Raw genomic sequence first — 16645 nt, forward strand, 5'->3', positions numbered from 1 at the left:
GGATCGCGTCGCGCGGGTTCGGGCTCAGTAGCGGTAGTGCTCGGACTTGAAGGGGCCGGTCTCGGAGACGCCGATATAGGCGGCCTGATCGGGGCGGAGCTTCGAGAGCTTCACGCCGATCTTCTCCAGGTGCAGCGCCGCGACCTTCTCGTCGAGGGTCTTGGGCAGGGTGTAGACCTGCTTCTGGTACTTGCCCGGATTGGACCAGAGTTCGATCTGGGCCAACGTCTGGTTGGTGAATGAGGCCGACATCACGAAGGACGGGTGTCCGGTCGCGTTGCCGAGGTTCACGAGACGCCCCTCCGACAGGAGGATGATGCGGTGGCCATCCGCGAAGGTGATCTCGTCCACCTGCGGCTTGATGTTCGACCACTTGAGGTTCTTCAGACCGGCGACCTGAATCTCGTTGTCGAAGTGGCCGATGTTGCAGACGATCGCCCGGTCCTTCATCGCCCGCATGTGGTCGATGGTGATGATGTCCTTGTTGCCCGTGGCCGTGACGAAGATGTCGGCGCGGGGGGCCGCATCCTCCATGGTCACGACCTCGTAGCCTTCCATGGCGGCCTGGAGCGCGCAGATCGGGTCGATCTCCGACACCAGCACGCGGCAGCCGGCATTGCGCAGGGACGCGGCCGAACCCTTGCCCACGTCGCCGAAGCCCGCCACCATGGCGACCTTGCCGGCCATCATCACGTCGGTGCCGCGGCGGATGCCGTCGACCAGCGACTCCTTGCAGCCGTAGAGGTTGTCGAACTTCGACTTGGTGACCGAGTCGTTCACGTTGATCGCCGGGAAGAGCAGCTTGCCCTCCTTGGCCAGCACGTAGAGGCGGTGGACGCCCGTGGTGGTCTCCTCGGAGACGCCCTTGATGCTGTCGGCGAGGCCGGCGAACCAGCCCTTCGGCTTCTCGGCGAGCTTCTTCTTTAGGAGCGCGAAGAAGACCTCCTCCTCCTCGCTCTCCGGCTTGTCGAGGAAGGCGGTGTCGCCGTTCTCGGCGCGAAGGCCCAGGTGGACGAACATGGTGGCGTCGCCGCCGTCGTCGAGGATCATGTTCGGCATGCCGCCGTCATGCCAGTCGAACAGGCGCGAGGTGTAGTCCCAGTACTCCTCCAGGGTCTCGCCCTTCACGGCGAAGACCGGGATGCCGGCGGCCGCGATGGCGGCGGCGGCGTGATCCTGGGTCGAGTAGATGTTGCAGGAGACCCAGCGGATGTCGGCGCCGAGCGCCTTCAGGGTCTCGATCAGCACCGCAGTCTGGATCGTCATGTGCAGCGAGCCGGCGATCTTGGCGCCCTTCAGGGGCTGCGCCGCGCCGTACTCCTCGCGGACCGCCATCAGGCCCGGCATCTCCGTCTCGGCGATCGAGATCTCCTTGCGGCCGTAATCGGCCAGCCCGATGTCCCTGACGATATAATCCTTGGCCATGTGTCGATGGCTCCGTGTTCGCGTTGCGGGGTCGGGGCAAGCCCCTACCACCTCAAATGCTACGAAGCAATCAAGACATAAAGATGTCTTTATGCCTTTCCGTCGGCGGGGCGGCTGCACGAATGGCTGCCCCGCCTCTGCGGATATGGCTCGGTGCCGACGCTCAGCGGGTCGGCCGCGCCAGCCAGCCGATGCCGAAGGCCACGGCCGCCACGAGGGCCAGGGTCGCGGTGCGGTTCTCGTCCGCACGGGCGGCGAGACTGCGGCCGTGACGCGCGGCGCGGTCGCGATAGTGCTGGCCGCGCTCGATGGCCTCGTCCGCCAGGGCGTGACCGCGTTCGCTCACCTGACGGAACCGGGTGCGGCCCTCCTCCACGAGGTGCTCGCCGCCGTCACGCAGGTCGCGCACCGCCTCGCGGGCCTCGCCGTAGGCGTACTGGGCGGCGCCGGCGGCCTGATCGTAGGCGCCGTCGAGCTGGTCGGCCGCGCGGCCCCGGACTGCACCGGCGGCGGTCTTGACGCGACCCCGCAGATGGCGGACGCCGCCCTCGATATGATCCCTGTTCATCCTGTCCTCCGGTTCGGCGCACCGCATGGGCTCTTCGCCTGCGTCGGGTCGGAACGGCGACGGATGCCTCAGGTTCCCTCCGACGCGGCGCCCGGACCTCAAGTTTCCGTGCCTCATGCCGAAGAGCTGACACAGGGTTCCGCCCGACCGGCTCAGCGCCCGCTTGTGCCTCACCAGTCGCCAGGCGTTCTTCGGTTGACATCGAGGGCCGGATTGTCGCGCGATGTCCGGAGACGGCGGGACCTTTCCTCTGCCGCCTCCCGCCGGTGACTTGCCGGGTGGCGAAAAGGTCTGGGCGGATCGCCTAGATCTCGATCTCGGTCCCGACCTCGACCACCTGACGGGTCGGCACGCCGAAGAAGGCGCCGGTTCGCTCGGCGTTGCGCTGCATGAAGGCGAACAGGTTCTCCCGCCACGGCGCCATGCCGCGCTTGTCTTTCCGCGGGATGATCGTCTCGTGCCCCACGAAGATCGTCATGTCGTCGAGCACGTGCGGCGGCAGGTGGCGGGATTCCACCGCGCAGGCGAGCCCCTCCGGGATCGAGGCATCCTCCATGAAGCCGTAGCGCAGGATCACCCGGTAGAAGTCCGGTGCCAGGATCGTCACGTGCGCGCGCTGCGCCCTGGGGACCGTCGGCGTCTCCTCGTAGAGCGCGGTGATGATCAGGATCCGTTCCATGAGGGCGTGGTTGCGCTCGACGAAGCGCGAGAGGTGGAGCGGAATGCCGTGCTCGGCAGCCGACAGGAAGGCCRCGGTGCCGGGCAGCCACAGCAGATCGCGGTGTTGGAGGCCGGCCAGGAAGACGTCCTCCGGAAGCTGCAGGGCGACCCGCGCCGCCTCGACGAGTTCGTTGCCCTTCTTCCAGGTCAACATCATCAGCGCGACCACGCCGGCGAGCAGCAGGGGAAACCAACCGCCCTCCATCAGCTTCACGCTGTTGGCGGCGAAGAACACGGCGTCGATGGCGAGGAAGACACCGTTCACCGCGAAGACCAAGATGGGCTTGTAGCCCCAGCGCAGGGCGATGAGTGCGGCCAGGAGCGTCGTGATCGCCATCAGCATAGAGACCGCGATGCCGTAGGCGCCGGCCAGCGCATCGGAGGAACCGAACATGATGACCGCCGCGAGCGTCGCGACCGCCAGGAGCCAGTTCACCATCGGGACGTAGATCTGCCCGCGCTCCTCGCGGGCCGTCTGCACGATGCGCATCGCCGGCAGGAACCCGAGCTGGACCGATTGCTGGGTCAGCGAGAACACGCCGGAGATGATCGCCTGCGAGGCGATGATGGTCGCCAGCGTGGCGAGCAGCACGAGTGGCAGGTGGCCCCAGTCGGGGCAGAGGCGGAAGAACGGGTTCTCGAGGGCGTCGGGTTCGGCGATGAGCAGCGCGCCCTGGCCGAAATAGTTGAGCACCAGCGCCGGTAGGACGAGCCCGAACCAAGCCAGACGGATCGGCGTCGCGCCGAAATGGCCGAGATCGGCGTACATCGCCTCGCCGCCGGTCACCGCGAGGAAGGCCGCGCCGAGCATCGCGAAACTTACGTGCCAGCCGGCGTGCAGCATGAAATCGAGCGCCCGGAACGGATTGGCGGCCGCGAGCACCTCGGGATTGGCGACGATGCCGATCACGCCGAGCCCGGCCAGCACCGCGAACCAGACGAGCATGACGGGTCCGAAGACGCGGCCGATGGCGGCCACGCCCTTGTGCTGGACCAGGAACAGCCCGACCAGGATGACGAGGGTRATCGGGACCACGTACGGCCCGAGCGCCGGCGCGTCGATCTTCAGGCCCTCGATCGCCGAGAGCACCGAGATCGCCGGCGTGATCGCGCCGTCGCCGTAGAGCAGGGCCGCCCCGATGAGCCCGACCACCAGCAGMAGYGCCTTCCACGTCCCCGGCCGGGCCTGCCGGGCGCCGAGCAGCGCCAGCATGGCGACGATGCCGCCCTCGCCGCGGTTGTCGGCGCGCAGGATCAGCACCGCGTATTTCAGCGACACGATCAGGATCAGCGACCACAGGATCAGCGAAACCGCGCCTGTGGCCGCCGCCGGCACCGAGGCGCCGCCGGCGGTCGCCGCCTTCACGGCTTCCTTGAACGCATAGAGCGGGCTCGTGCCGATATCGCCGTAGACGACCCCCAGCGCGCCCAGGATCAGCGCCGGCCGCAGCCGGCTGCGGTCCGGCTCTGCGGCGTCCACAGCGGAATCCGTCGCGGGGGCAAGGGATTGACTCAACGCAGGGCTCCCGTCGGACACGACCCTGCAGGGGGGTGCATCGCCTCCGACCGACAAGTAGCGGCTGCCGCTACGCCGTCCAGCGCCGCTTCGGCCTCATCGGGGTGGGATACGGCGACGGTTCAGATCACATCTGCGAGCGCGTCGGGACACGACTCGCCGCGTCTCAGGCAGAAGACGGGCGCCCCGGCATGGCGGCCGATCGATGCGGCCACGGTGCGAGCCGGTGTCGGCGCACCGTCGCTCTCGCTGACCACCACCGCGAGGAGCGGGATACCGTGAAGGCGCAGCGTCTCGCAGGCGGTAAGCGCGTGGCTGATCGCCCCGAGATAGCTGCCGGTGATCAGGAGCGCCGGCAGCCCGAGCGCCCGAAGCCAGTCGAGGCCCGTCGCCACCTCGGTGACCGGGCTCATGAGGCCCCCCACGCCCTCGATCAGGAGCGTACCCTCCGTCGCGGCGATCTGCGCGCGACACCAGCCGACGAGGTCGGACAGCGCGAGGCTGCGCCCCTCCAGCACGGCGGCTTGATCGGGCGAGAGCGGCGCAGAGAACCGCCAGGGCGAGCAGGCCTCCACGGAGTCCCCCTCGAGGGGAAGGCCTTGCGCGTCGAGCAGGCGGGCGGTGTCGCTCTCGGCGAAGCCCGGATCGTCGAGCGGCGGGACGCCGCTCGCGAGGGGTTTCAGGGTCCGGACCGGCCGGCCAAGCGCCCGCAGGCGCCGGGTCAGGGCGGCGGTGACGTAGGTCTTGCCGATCTCCGTGCCGGCCCCGGCGATGAAGACGGCCCGTGCGGGCATGCCGGCCTCAGGCCTGAAGCGTGCCGTGGCAGTGCTTGTACTTCTTGCCCGATCCGCAGGGGCACGGCTCGTTGCGGCCGACGCGACCCCATGTAGCCACGTCGTTCGGGTCGCGCTCCAGCACGGCACCATCCGCGGCCAAGCCCTGGGCGGCGAAGCCGTAGGCGGGGCCGCCGCCGCCGTCGCTGCCCGATCCGAGCCCAGCGTAGTCCATCTCGTTCTCGCCGGTGACCGGGTCGAGATGCTGGGCGAACATCGGCGGCAGGGCCGGGCCGCCGGGCGGGTACTCTTCCGGCTGCTCCTGCATCATGATCTCGACCCGGGACAGCTGCGCCGTCACCTGCTCGCGCAGGGCCGTGACCAGCCCGTTGAACAGGTCGAAGGCCTCCGACTTGTACTCGTTCAGCGGGTCCCGCTGGGCGAAGCCGCGCCAGCCGATCACCTGCCGGAGGTGGTCGAGGGTGACGAGATGCTCGCGCCAGAGATGGTCGAGGGTCTGGAGCAGGACCTGCTTCTCGATATAGGCCATGATCTCCGGGCCGTTCTTCTCGGTCCGGGCTGCATAAGCTTCCTCGGCCGCCTTGAGCAGGCGCTCGCGCATCTCCTCGTCGGCGATGCCCTCCTCCTTGGCCCACTCCTCGACGGGGACGTCGAGGCTGAGCACCTCCGTCACCTGCTCGCGCAGGCCGGCGACATCCCACTGCTCGGCGTAGGCGTTCTCCGGGATGTAGCGGGCGACGAAGTCGTCGATCACGCCCTCGCGCATCTCGTCCACGGTCTCGCGGACGCTGTCCTGGCCCATGAAGTCGCGACGCTGCTCGAAGACGACCTTGCGCTGGTCGTTCATGACGTTGTCGTACTTGAGCACGTTCTTGCGCATGTCGAAGTTGCGCGCCTCGACCTTCTGCTGCGCCTTCTCGATGGCCTTGTTGATCCAGGGGTGGATGATCGCCTCACCCTGCTCCAGGCCGAGCTTCTGCAGCATCCCGTCCATCCGGTCGGATCCGAAGATCCGCATCAGGTCGTCCTGAAGCGACAGGTAGAACTTCGAGCGGCCKGGATCCCCCTGGCGGCCGGAGCGGCCGCGGAGCTGGTTGTCGATGCGSCGCGATTCGTGGCGCTCGGTGCCGATGATGTAGAGGCCGCCGGGCAGCGCCTTCTTGCGGCCCGCCTCGGGATCGGCCGGCTCGCCCGAGGCCAGCACCTTGGCGCGGTTGTCGGCGATCTCCGCCTTGATCGCCTCGATCGCGGCCGTGCGCTCCGGCCCCTCCGCGAGATGCCCGAGCTCCTTCTCGATGCGCATCTCGAGGTTGCCGCCGAGTTTGATGTCGGTGCCGCGGCCGGCCATGTTGGTGGCGATGGTGATCGCCCCCGGCACGCCGGCCTCGGCCACGATGTAGGCCTCCTGCTCGTGGAAGCGGGCGTTCAGCACCGCGAAGCGCTTGGTCACCCGGCCCTCGCGGGCGGCGGCGTAGACGTCGGTCAGCGCGTTCGGATCGGAATAGTCGAGCAGGGTGTAGCCGGCCTTCTTCAGCATCTCGGCGAGGTGCTCGGACTTCTCGATCGAGCCGGTGCCGACCAGGATCGGCTGGTGGCGTCCATGCGCCTTGTCGATCTCGGCGATGATGCCCTCGTACTTCTCGCCGACGGTCCGGTAGACCTCGTCGTCCTCGTCGACGCGCTCGACCTCCTTGTTGGTCGGGATGTCGACCACGTCGAGCTTGTAGATCTCGGCGAACTCGTCGGCCTCGGTCGAGGCGGTACCGGTCATGCCGGCGAGCTTCTTGTAGAGGCGGAAATAGTTCTGGAAGGTGATCGAGGCGAGCGTCTGATTCTCTGGCTGGATCGTGACCCGCTCCTTGGCCTCCAGCGCCTGATGGAGGCCCTCCGAGTAGCGCCGGCCCTGCATCATGCGGCCGGTGAACTCGTCGATGATCACCACCTCGTCGTTCTTGACGATGTAGTCCTTGTCGCGGGTGAACAGGGTGTTGGCGCGTAGCGCCTGGTTGACGTGGTGGACCAGGGTGACGTTGTGCGCGTCATACAGGTCGCCCTCCTTTAGGAGACCGGCCTCGCGCATCGCCTCTTCGATGAACTCGTTGCCCTCCTCGGTCAGCGAGACGGTGCGCTGCTTCTCGTCGAGGTCGTAATATTCCTTGCGCAGGCGCGGCATCAGCGCGTCGACTGACACGTAGAGTTCCGAGCGGTCGTCCACCGGACCCGAGATGATCAGCGGCGTGCGCGCCTCGTCGATCAGGATCGAATCGACCTCGTCGACGATCGCGAAGTTGTGTCCCCGCTGCGCCAGCTGGGACATCTCGTACTTCATGTTGTCGCGCAGGTAGTCGAACCCGTACTCGTTGTTGGTGCCGTAGGTGATGTCGCAGGCATAGGCCTCCTTGCGCTGCGCATCGTCGAGCCCGTGCACGATCGTGCCGACGCTGAGGCCCAGGAACCGGTAGACCTGACCCATCCACTCGGCGTCGCGGGAGGCGAGGTAGTCGTTCACGGTGACGACGTGGACGCCCTTGCCCTCCAGGGCATTGAGGTAGACCGGCAGCGTCGCCACCAGGGTCTTGCCCTCGCCGGTCTTCATCTCGGCGATGCCGCCCTCGTGCAGCACCATGCCGCCGATGAGCTGAACGTCGAAGTGGCGCTGGCCGAAGACGCGCTTGGCCGCCTCGCGCACCGTCGCGAAGGCCGGCACGAGGATGTCATCGAGACTCTTGCCGGCGGCGAGTTCCGCCTTCAGCATGTCGGTACGGGCGCGCAGGGCCTCGTCCGAGAGAGCCTGGATCTCCGGTTCCAGCGCGTTGATCAGCGCCACGCGCGGGCGATAGCCCTTGACGCGACGGTCGTTCGAGGAGCCGAAAATCTTCTTGGCGATAGAGCCGAGCATCGTTGACCTGCGGACGCGCGAGCCCGCCCACGGGTGAGCGTGGCGGGCCGGCCTGGACGGAGTTGGCCGGGCTTATAGAGGTAAACATCGCCCGGCGCACCTGGAAGGGGCAGCCCTCAACGCATGCCGGTACGGTCACGGTTCCGGCATCGGTGAAATGGCCGCGCTTGCCTTCTCATGCGACGCGGGCCACCTGTGCCGCGGCCTGCCGCCCGGGCGCTCCGGCGCGGCGCCGAGACGCGAGCCGAGGACTTCGCCCGCATGCCGAACACCGCCCTTCTCCGGCGCGCCAGCGCCCTCGCCCTCCTGATCGCGATGCCGGGATTGGCGCTGGCGCAGGCGCCTCAGAAGGCCCCGGCCCCGACGCCGGCCGCGAACACGCCGGCCGTTGCCCCCGCCGCCGAACCGAGCGCGGATGCGGTCGTTGCGAGCGTCAACGGCAAGCCGATCACGCAGGGCGACCTCGCCATCGCGGCGGACGACCCGGCCCTGTCGCTGCCCGGGGTGGACGAGGCGCAGAAGAAGACCCTTCTTGTCGATTACATGGTCGACCTGCGGGTCGGCGCGCAGGCGGCTGAGGCCGCCAAGATCGGCGACAGCCCGGAGTTCAAGCGCAAGCTCGCCTATTTCCGGGACAAGCTCCTCCTCGACGACTACCTCGAGCAGGAAGCCAAGCGCGCGGTCACGCCCGAGGCGGAGCACGCGATCTACGACCAGACCGTCAAGCTGATGAAGCCCGAGGAGGAGGTGCATGCCCGCCACATCCTCGTGGACAACGAGGCGGAGGCGAAGAAGATCGCCGCGCGCATCAAGGGCGGCGAGGACTTCGCCAAGGTCGCGGCTGAGACCTCGAAGGATCCGGGCTCCAAGGCCGAGGGCGGCGATCTCGGCTGGTTCACCAAGGAGCGCATGGTGCCCGACTTCGCCAACGCCGCCTTCGCGATGAAGCCCGGCCAGGTCTCCGATCCGGTCAAGACCCAGTTCGGCTGGCACGTGATCAGAGTCGAGGAGAAGCGGACGAAGCCACAGCCGACCTTCGACGAGCTGAAGGAGCAGATCGACCAGCACCTGATCCGCAAGGCGCAGCAGGACATGATCCTGAAGCTCCGCTCGGAGGCCAAGATCGACCGCACCGACGCTCCGCCGGCTGCCGCGCAGCCGACGACGGAGCCGAAGAAGCCCTGATTCGGCTCTGAAAGCGAAGCCGCCCGCCATGCGTCGTCCGCGTCGCGCCTTTCGGGTCGCCCCACAGGCGCGCGGGACATCGTCGGTCCGACCGCTCACATGGATCTGTGTCGCGGCCGGCGGCGATCGCGGCGTCCGTCAGTAGGGCCGGTCTGGGACGAGATAGCTCGACTGGGCCGGTGCGGGTTGCGGCGTCACGCCAAGCGCGGCGAGTTCGTCGCTACGGCGCCCTTCGGCGATCCGATCGAGCACCGCGATCAGCAGCCACGGACACGCGATGCCGATGAAGAACGCCATGTAATCCTCCCGAGCCGAATCGATCTGACCGTCCGGCTTAGGAAAAGAATAGGGGGGCTAGGCGCGCCCGCAAGCGCGGAGCCTCAGATCCAGCCCTGAAGCTCCCGACGGACCACGTGTTCGATGACCTTCATGCCGAGATCGGTATCGTTCAGGCAGGGGATGTAGGCGAACCGCTCGCCGCCGTTCTCCTCGAAATAGTGGCGGTTCTCGCCGTCGAGTTCCTCCAGCGTCTCCAGGCAATCCGCCGTGAAGCCGGGGGCGACGATCGCCATGCGCTTCACCCCGGATTTCGCCAACGCCATCACCGTCTCGTCGGTGTAGGGCTTCAGCCACTCCTCGTTGCCGAACCGCGACTGGAAGGTCGTGCGCATCTTCTCCGGAGAGAGGCCCAGCGCCTCTCGGATCAGCCGCCCGGTCTTGTGGCACTGGCAATGGTAGGGGTCGCCCTTGAGCAGGTAGCTCCGCGGCACACCGTGGAACGAGGTGAGGATCACCTCCGGCTCGAAGTCGAGCTTGGCCAGACCCTCGCGGATCGAATCGGCCATCGCGGCGATGTAGACGGGGTCGTCATGATAGGGGGGCGAGACCCGCACCGTCGGCTGCCAGCGCATGTCCATCAGCGCCCGGAACGCCTGATCGCAGGCGGTGGCCGAGGTGGCGGCGGCGTATTGCGGGTAGAGCGGCACCAGCAGGATCCGGTCGCAGCCCTGATCGAGCAGGGCCTGGATCCGGCCGGCGACCTCGGGCTTGCCGTAGCGCATCGCCCAATCGACCACCACGGATTCGCCCATGGCCGCCTGCAGCCGCTCGCTCTGGCCGCGGGTGATCGTCTTCAGCGGTCCCTCGTTGAGGGCGTTGTTCCACACACTGGCGTAATCGCGTCCCTTCGGTCCCGGGCGCTTCGTCAGGATGATCAGGTTGAGGAGCGGCCACCAGATCAGACGGGGCACCTCGATCACCCGCCGGTCCGACAGGAACTCCTTGAGGTACCGGCGCATGGGCCAGTAGGACGTGCCCTCGGGCGTTCCCAGATTCATCAGCAGTACGCCGACGCGGCCCCAGGCCACTTTCGGGTGGTCGGGCGGCAGGGTGCCGGCCGCGGGCGTGGGCGGTGCGAGGGGCCGGCCATTCGCCAGCGCGGCGGGTTCGACGCGTTCGTTCATGGCAGCGTTCCGGCGCCGCGCGCCGAGATCCTTCTTCTGGTTTCCCATATCCGGCCGCCGGCGCATGGGCCTGAGCCGGGCCGGAGTCTAACCCCTCGCGGGTGCGCTTCCATCTAGGGTGCGAAGCCGCCCGGCGAAGACCGGATGCGACATGCCGCACCGCGATGTGCCGCACGCTCGCCCTCATGTCCCTAAACACGGGCTGCCCCGGRCCGCAACTGTCGGCCCTGCACCGGACCCTGGAGTGACCATGCCCGAGACGCCCGTGGCTGATGCCCTCGCGGCCTTCCGCGCCTCCGGCTCCCCCTGGCTGGCGCTGCCGTTTTTCGCCGGGTCCCAGGCCGCGGCGGTGGCGGCCCGCGTCGATGCGCGAATCGCCGCGGGTGCCGGCGTGCTCCCGGCCCCGGATCGGATCTTCCGTGCCCTGACGGAAACCCCGCCGCAGGACGTCCGCGCGGTGATCCTCGGTCAGGATCCCTACCCGACTCCCGGCGACGCCAACGGCCTCGCCTTCTCGTTCGTGGGGTCGGGCCGCCTGCCGGCGTCGCTGCGGGTGATCCTGGCAGAGGCGGAATCCGGTCGTGAAGCGGGGGGCGACCTGACGCCCTGGGCGCGGCAGGGCGTCCTTCTGCTCAACAGCGCGCTCACCGTGGAGGCCGGCAAGGCCGGGGCGCATCTGCGGTTCGGCTGGTCCGCGCTCACCGACGAGGCCGTCACCGCCGTGTCGGCGCGTCCGGAGCCCGCGATCTTCCTGCTCTGGGGCGCCCAGGCGCGGGCTCGGGCCGCCCTGATCGATTCGACGCGGCACGGCGTGTTCGAGAGCGGGCACCCGTCGCCCCTCAACCGTGCCCGGGACTTCCCGGGTTCCGACCCGTTCGGACGGGCCAACCGCTGGCTGGCCGAGCACGGCCGCCGTCCGATCGACTGGCGGCTCGGCTGAAGCCGGCGACGATCCCTATTGCGGCTTGGCAGGCACCGAAGGCTTGGCGGGCTCGGCTGGCTTGGCCGGAGCCTTCGCGTCCTGGCCTGCCGGCAGGAGCACGTTCTTGGCCACCGTCCCCTCGGGGCCGTACTCGCCGGCCACCGCGATGCAGGCCTGGTCGCGGTTCTGCTGCATCTGGTTCGACATCAGCGTGAACATGGTCTGCACCCGGTTCCCGAACGGGCCCCGCGGCTGGACATCCGCGACCTGGACGTTCTGCTTGGCCAGCAGCGCCTCGAACTGGTCGCTGCCGATCCGGTAGCCGCAGACGTTGGAGGCGGCGAAGATGTAGGCGGCGAATTCCAGGGCGCGCGGCCCCGGGGCATTTCGGATCTGCGCCCGCGCTGGCAGGGCCGCGAGCGTGACGGCGGCGAGGAGGGCGATCCGGGTCGTAATCGGGCGCATGCGCAAAGGTTTCCTCGGTGGTCGGCGGCCTCTGACGGGCCGCTCCGGCCTGCGCCACATAGGCCCGTCTCGCGCCCGCGCCAATGCGACCGAAGTTGCCGACACTTTGCGCGTCGCCGTTCACGGCCCGTTGGCCATAGGCTCAGTCACCGGCCGGCACGGCGCCGAAAACGGAGTGGTTTTCCGATGGAACGGCGCGGTGTGAGAGAGTGTTAACCTGCTCGCGTCACGCCAGGGCTACGGTTTGTCCACATCCAGGCGGTCCGCATCGCATGTACGGCGTCCATTCCTCTGCGGCCTCCAACTCCATCCCGGCTCTCGACAGCGACCGGCACTTCCGGTCCGGCGTCACCGGGGCCGGCACTGCGGACCGGCGCATTGCGCCGGGCGGACCCGCCGCCGCCATCTGTCCGCACCGGTTCGCCCGCTGGGCGTGGGGTGAGGGCCTGCGCGCCGGGGTGACGGTGGCGCTCATGGTACAGGATCTCGGACAGGCGGAAGCCATGCGCCTCGGCCTCACGCGCCTCGGCCTCAGTGTCGTTTGCCTGGACAGCGCCGGCCGCGACCAGACGCTGGCCGACAGCCTGACCCGGTCGGAGGCCGCACTGGTCATCGTCGATACGGCCCTGGCCAGCGCCTATGCCGGCGTGATGGGCCGGCTCGCCCGCTATCCCGCCGTCTGGTGGAACGGACCGGGTGCCGATTACGCGAGCCTCGATCACGCCCTCGCCGAGCGGGCCTGAGCGTAAGCCGCTTAGATTGGCGCCGACGGTATCCTCCCGCCCTGGCGGCATCGCGGCCTGCAAGCCCGCGTGGTAATCTCCGATAGCGAGACCGGTCCCGCATCAGGGAGACCGGCACGGGAGACGCCGCCATGACCGCAGCCGTAGCCACGGCCCCCTCCGTCGCCGCGGATCGGGAGGCACCGGTCCTCCTGCGCAGCGACGCCGACGGCATCGCGACCCTCACCCTGAACCGCCCGCAGTCGCGCAACGCCCTGTCCATGGCCCTGATGGGCGCCCTTCAGGTCGAGCTCGACGCAATCCGCCAGGATCCTGCGGTCCGGGTCGTGATCCTGCAGGGAGCAGGTCCCGCCTTCTGCGCCGGACACGACCTCAAGGAGATGCGCGCCGATCCGTCCCGGGCTGCGACGGAGGCGGTGTTCCAGACCTGCGCCCGGCTCATGCTGAGCCTCGCGCACCTGCCGCAGCCGGTGATCGCCCGGGTCCACGGGATCGCCACCGCCGCCGGCTGCCAGCTCGTCGCCACCTGCGACCTCGCCGTCTGCAGCGAGACGGCCCGCTTCGCCACGCCCGGGGTCCAGATCGGCCTGTTCTGCTCGACGCCGATGGTCGCCCTGTCGCGCGCCGTGTCGCGCAAGGCCGCCCTGGAGATGCTGCTCGTGGGTGAGCCGATCGACGCCGCCGAGGCGCTCAGGATCGGCCTCGTCAACCGGGTCGTGCCCGAGGCGGACCTCGACGCCGCGGTGGGCGCCCTCGCGACGCGGATCGCCGGAAAGGCCCGGCGGGTGCTGGCAATCGGCAAGGAGGCGTTCGGGCGCCAGATCGAGATGGGCCTGGAGGACGCCTACGGCTACGCCGCCGAGGTCATGACCCGGAACATGATGATGGCCGACGCGCAGGAGGGCATCGACGCCTTCCTGGGCAAGCGGCCGCCGCGCTGGGAGCCGTGACCCCGCGCGGTGGCGCGATACGACGCAGGCCGGCTGGCGCCGCGCTGGTAGGTGATGGCGCGACCCTGCCCTAGGATGACGGGCGCGTCCGATCCTGCCGGGCTCGGCGCCCAGAAACGGAACGGCTGATGAGCACCATCGACCTGTTCGGTCTGACGCTGGCCTTCTACGGCACGATGCCCCCGCCCCGGCCGCCGCGGCCGGAGCGCAACGGCGCGACCTGGGCCGCCGCGGTGATCTTCGGCGGCATCTGCCTCGCCACGATCGGGCCGATGATCACGATCTGGAGCTTTCACCGCCCCTACGCGGAGGCCAAGGCGCGTTGCATCGCCTCCGGCGGCCGGGTCCTGTACGCGGCCCTCGATGGCAGTGGACCCTATCGCTGCGAGCGGCCCGCCGGCGCCGACGCCATTGCGTATCCGGTCAAGCCGGCGGATTAATCCGCCCGCCGCACGGGCTTCGGGCCAATCCGGCGCCTCCCGCCGCGAATTCGGATACCGAAACCTTGGAAAACGCGCTTACCCGCTGGGTCCAGTCGACCGCCCTGCTGCGGTCGGATGTCGAGGCGCTGATCGGCTTCGCGCTGGCGATCGGCGTCACCCTGCACGCCCTGCTGCGCAAGCGGCGGGTCAGCGTGGCGGTGGGCTGGATCGGGCTCGCATGGCTGTCGCCGATCTTCGGAACCGCCCTCTACCTCACCTTCGGCATCAACCGAGTCTCGCGCCGCGCCCGGCGGCTGCGGACAAAGCCTTCCGACGCGACGCAGCTGCCCGACACCGACGACGCGGTGGTGCCGGAGGCGCTCTGGCCCCTCGACCGGGCCGTCCGGCGGATCACCGGCCTGCCGGCCTTCTCGGGCAACACCGTGCAGATGTTCCGCAACGGCGACGCGGCCTACCCGGTGATGCTGGCGGCGATCCGGGAGGCGCAATCCAGCATCGGGCTGTCGAGCTACATCTTCCGGGACGATGCCACCGGCCGCGCCTTCTGCGACGCCCTGTTGGAGGCGCAGGGCCGGGGCGTGCAGGTCCGCGTCATCATCGACGGGATCGGCGGCGGCTATTTCCGGGCGCCCGTCTATCACCGCCTGACCGCCGCCGGGGTGCCGGTGGCCCTGTTCATGCACTCGGCGCTGCCCTGGCGGATGCCGTTCCTCAACCTGCGCTCGCACAAGAAGCTGCTGATCCTCGACGGGCAGATTGCCTTCGCGGGCGGCCTCAACATCTCCCACCCGAATCGCGTCGCGCTGAAGCCCGAGCACCCGATCCGGGACACCCATTTCCGGATGACCGGACCCGTGGTCGAGCAGCTCGCCGCCGCCTTCGCGGCCGACTGGGCCTTCGTCGACGGCGAAATCCTCGACGGCGCGCCCTGGTTCGTCGACCTCGAGCACACCGGACCCAGCGTCGCCCGGGCGGTCACCTCTGGCCCCGACGCGGATGTCGAGAAGATCGAACAGGTCATCCTCCAGGCCCTCGCCTGCGCGCGCCGGACGGTCCGGTTCGTGACGCCCTACTTCCTGCCCGACGAGCTCGTCACAGGGGCGCTCGCGCAGGCCGCGACCCGGGGCATCACCGTCGACGTGATCATACCGCGGGTCAGCGACCATCCGTTCATCGACTGGGCGACCCGGGCGCATCTCGATCCGCTGCTGCGGGCCGGCGTGCGGGTCTGGCTCGACGACCCGCCCTTCGACCACTCCAAGGCGATGGTGGTCGACGACATCTGGTGCTTCGTGGGCAGCGCCAACTGGGACATGCGCAGCTTCCGGCTCAATTTCGAGCTGAACGTCGAGATCATCGACGCGGAGCTGGCCGCCGAACTCGACCGGTTCATGCGCGGCAAGATGGAGGCGCGCCTCAGCCGGGACGATCTCGCCGCCCGGATCCTGCCGATCCGTTTGCGCGACGCAGGCGTGCGACTGCTGCTGCCATACCTTTGAACCGCCCCGGGGCGTGCGCCTCGGGCGACGGTCCGAGATGGACGACGATTGGCCGGTGATCGGACGGCCCCCGCGGCAGCACCGCGTGGTCGTGGCAGACGAGGCCGCGGGCGAGGCATCGGTCGAGCCGCAGGGGCAGGACGTCGACCATCGCGTGGGTCGGCTGCCGCGGCCCGACATCGCGAAAGCCCGGGATCAGCGCGGGGCCGACGATGTTGTAGTCGCCGAGCACCGCCGCCCGCGGAGGCAGTTCGCCGACGATGCGGCGGAGCTGACGGCGGTTCAGCATCTGGCCGTGCGACAGGTGGACGTTGGCGACGCCGAACTCCCCCAGGTCGAGGATCTGGCAGACCCGGTGCACCAGGGCGCCGGAGGGCAGCGTGATCACCCGGGGTGGTGCCGGCCACGGCCTCGGGCTCCACATGGCCAGTCCGTGGATCCGGCCCGGCAGGGGCGCCCAGGCATAGTGGCCGCCGATCCGGTCCAGCAGGAAGCCGATGGCCCGGGTCGCCTCCTGCATCAGCAGGAGGTCAGGTTTCTCCTGGGCGACCAGGGCTGCCACGTCGTCGACCGCCGCGCCGGTGCGCCGCAGCAGGTTCCAGCTCACGATCTTGAACGGGCGATGCGGCCGATCCGCCGGGCGGACCGGCGCGGCGGGCAACGCGACGGGGATGGCGCGGGCCGGGCGTGCAATAGGGATCATCGGGCCGGACTCGTACCTCACCATGCGGCGCTCCCGCCACCGCCACGCTCTAACGCGCACGGGGCCGGGACGTTCGACAGGTTCGGTGCGCGCCGGGTGCCGCGCGCCCGGCCGGACGCGAGGACCGCTCGTGCGCCTGATCGTGTGCGGCCCCGGGACCTGTACCGCTGGCACTCCGACGGTCCCGGTGACGGGATCGGACCTGCGGCCTGCGACCCGTCAGGCGGAGCCTCGGGACCTGCAGCCCGCGCATCGCGCCCCACAGGCTGTCGCCGATGGCCGCTTGAGGCGAGCCCCGTCGGCGGCCTAAGACCCCGCTACGGGATGCCGACGGCCGCTCTGGATCGCGC

At 69.4% G+C, this 16645-nt stretch carries 15 protein-coding genes; 6 read left to right on the forward strand and 9 right to left on the reverse strand.

Annotated features, from left to right (window positions below):
• Window positions 1-24 precede the first annotated feature (24 nt).
• The 5 genes from ahcY to secA all read right to left on the reverse strand — a co-directional run bounded on the left by ahcY (window position 25) and on the right by secA (window position 7922).
• Window positions 25-1425, reverse strand: a complete 1401-nt coding sequence (ahcY, locus tag AC1DXK_RS02355; protein ID WP_457105718.1) for an adenosylhomocysteinase — start codon at window positions 1423-1425, stop codon at window positions 25-27.
• A gap of 163 nt (window positions 1426-1588) precedes the next feature.
• On the reverse strand, window positions 1589-1993 hold the full coding sequence (locus tag AC1DXK_RS02360) for a CsbD family protein (protein ID WP_457105719.1): 405 nt from the start codon (window positions 1991-1993) through the stop codon (window positions 1589-1591).
• A gap of 304 nt (window positions 1994-2297) precedes the next feature.
• On the reverse strand, window positions 2298-4229 hold the full coding sequence (locus AC1DXK_RS02365; protein WP_477296718.1) for a potassium transporter Kup: 1932 nt from the start codon (window positions 4227-4229) through the stop codon (window positions 2298-2300).
• 122 nt (window positions 4230-4351) lie between these two features.
• A complete protein-coding gene (bioD, locus tag AC1DXK_RS02370) occupies window positions 4352-5023 on the reverse strand; it encodes a dethiobiotin synthase (RefSeq protein WP_457105721.1) in 672 nt (223 codons plus the stop codon).
• Between the two features lie 7 nt (window positions 5024-5030).
• Complete coding sequence (gene secA / locus AC1DXK_RS02375) at window positions 5031-7922, reverse strand: preprotein translocase subunit SecA (RefSeq protein ID WP_457105722.1); 2892 nt, start codon at window positions 7920-7922, stop codon at window positions 5031-5033.
• Between the two features lie 261 nt (window positions 7923-8183).
• On the opposite strand from secA, the gene AC1DXK_RS02380 reads away from it, so the two are divergent.
• Window positions 8184-9107 carry a foldase protein PrsA gene (locus AC1DXK_RS02380; protein WP_457105723.1) on the forward strand — a complete coding sequence of 308 codons (924 nt, stop codon included), beginning with the start codon at window positions 8184-8186 and terminating at the stop codon, window positions 9105-9107.
• 138 nt (window positions 9108-9245) lie between these two features.
• Here the strand turns inward: AC1DXK_RS02380 and AC1DXK_RS02385 are convergent, their stop codons facing one another.
• Complete coding sequence (locus AC1DXK_RS02385; RefSeq protein WP_457105724.1) at window positions 9246-9404, reverse strand: hypothetical protein; 159 nt, start codon at window positions 9402-9404, stop codon at window positions 9246-9248.
• Between the two features lie 83 nt (window positions 9405-9487).
• Complete coding sequence (gene hemH, locus AC1DXK_RS02390) at window positions 9488-10570, reverse strand: ferrochelatase (RefSeq protein WP_457105725.1); 1083 nt, start codon at window positions 10568-10570, stop codon at window positions 9488-9490.
• Between the two features lie 250 nt (window positions 10571-10820).
• Between hemH and AC1DXK_RS02395 the strand changes: the two genes are divergently transcribed.
• Window positions 10821-11510: a uracil-DNA glycosylase gene (locus tag AC1DXK_RS02395; RefSeq protein ID WP_457105726.1), complete on the forward strand. Its 690-nt coding sequence runs from the start codon at window positions 10821-10823 to the stop codon at window positions 11508-11510.
• A 15-nt stretch (window positions 11511-11525) separates the two neighbouring features.
• Here the strand turns inward: AC1DXK_RS02395 and AC1DXK_RS02400 are convergent, their stop codons facing one another.
• Window positions 11526-11957 carry a hypothetical protein gene (locus AC1DXK_RS02400; RefSeq protein WP_457105727.1) on the reverse strand — a complete coding sequence of 144 codons (432 nt, stop codon included), beginning with the start codon at window positions 11955-11957 and terminating at the stop codon, window positions 11526-11528.
• A 272-nt stretch (window positions 11958-12229) separates the two neighbouring features.
• On the opposite strand from AC1DXK_RS02400, the gene AC1DXK_RS02405 reads away from it, so the two are divergent.
• The 4 genes from AC1DXK_RS02405 (at window position 12230) to AC1DXK_RS02420 (ending at window position 15592) form a co-directional block, all read left to right on the forward strand.
• Window positions 12230-12700, forward strand: a complete 471-nt coding sequence (locus AC1DXK_RS02405; protein ID WP_457105728.1) for an AMP-dependent synthetase — start codon at window positions 12230-12232, stop codon at window positions 12698-12700.
• A 131-nt stretch (window positions 12701-12831) separates the two neighbouring features.
• Window positions 12832-13650 carry an enoyl-CoA hydratase gene (locus tag AC1DXK_RS02410; RefSeq protein WP_457105729.1) on the forward strand — a complete coding sequence of 273 codons (819 nt, stop codon included), beginning with the start codon at window positions 12832-12834 and terminating at the stop codon, window positions 13648-13650.
• Between the two features lie 128 nt (window positions 13651-13778).
• Window positions 13779-14090, forward strand: coding sequence for a hypothetical protein (locus AC1DXK_RS02415; protein WP_457105730.1), 312 nt, complete (start codon window positions 13779-13781; stop codon window positions 14088-14090).
• Window positions 14091-14155: 65 nt separating this feature from the next.
• Window positions 14156-15592, forward strand: a complete 1437-nt coding sequence (locus tag AC1DXK_RS02420; protein ID WP_457105731.1) for a phospholipase D-like domain-containing protein — start codon at window positions 14156-14158, stop codon at window positions 15590-15592.
• Here AC1DXK_RS02420 and AC1DXK_RS02425 read toward each other — a convergent pair.
• Window positions 15510-16295 (reverse strand): endonuclease/exonuclease/phosphatase family protein, encoded by a 786-nt coding sequence (locus tag AC1DXK_RS02425; protein ID WP_457105732.1) that lies wholly within the window; start codon window positions 16293-16295, stop codon window positions 15510-15512. The genes AC1DXK_RS02420 and AC1DXK_RS02425 overlap by 83 nt on opposite strands.
• Window positions 16296-16645 lie beyond the last annotated feature (350 nt).

It is taken from the genome of Methylobacterium sp. P3_A11 (assembly GCF_056403155.1).

Excerpts from the sequence above, each read along its gene's own strand:
- ahcY (WP_457105718.1), bottom strand. The coding sequence starts at position 1,425 with ATGGCCAAGGATTATATCGTCAGGGACATCGGGCTGGCCGATTACGGC.
- AC1DXK_RS02360 (WP_457105719.1), bottom strand. The coding sequence starts at position 1,993 with ATGAACAGGGATCATATCGAGGGCGGCGTCCGCCATCTGCGGGGTCGC.
- bioD (WP_457105721.1), bottom strand. The coding sequence starts at position 5,023 with ATGCCCGCACGGGCCGTCTTCATCGCCGGGGCCGGCACGGAGATCGGC.
- AC1DXK_RS02380 (WP_457105723.1), top strand. The coding sequence starts at position 8,184 with ATGCCGAACACCGCCCTTCTCCGGCGCGCCAGCGCCCTCGCCCTCCTG.
- AC1DXK_RS02385 (WP_457105724.1), bottom strand. The coding sequence starts at position 9,404 with ATGGCGTTCTTCATCGGCATCGCGTGTCCGTGGCTGCTGATCGCGGTG.
- hemH (WP_457105725.1), bottom strand. The coding sequence starts at position 10,570 with ATGAACGAACGCGTCGAACCCGCCGCGCTGGCGAATGGCCGGCCCCTC.
- AC1DXK_RS02395 (WP_457105726.1), top strand. The coding sequence starts at position 10,821 with ATGCCCGAGACGCCCGTGGCTGATGCCCTCGCGGCCTTCCGCGCCTCC.
- AC1DXK_RS02400 (WP_457105727.1), bottom strand. The coding sequence starts at position 11,957 with ATGCGCCCGATTACGACCCGGATCGCCCTCCTCGCCGCCGTCACGCTC.
- AC1DXK_RS02405 (WP_457105728.1), top strand. The coding sequence starts at position 12,230 with ATGTACGGCGTCCATTCCTCTGCGGCCTCCAACTCCATCCCGGCTCTC.
- AC1DXK_RS02410 (WP_457105729.1), top strand. The coding sequence starts at position 12,832 with ATGACCGCAGCCGTAGCCACGGCCCCCTCCGTCGCCGCGGATCGGGAG.
- AC1DXK_RS02415 (WP_457105730.1), top strand. The coding sequence starts at position 13,779 with ATGAGCACCATCGACCTGTTCGGTCTGACGCTGGCCTTCTACGGCACG.
- AC1DXK_RS02425 (WP_457105732.1), bottom strand. The coding sequence starts at position 16,295 with ATGATCCCTATTGCACGCCCGGCCCGCGCCATCCCCGTCGCGTTGCCC.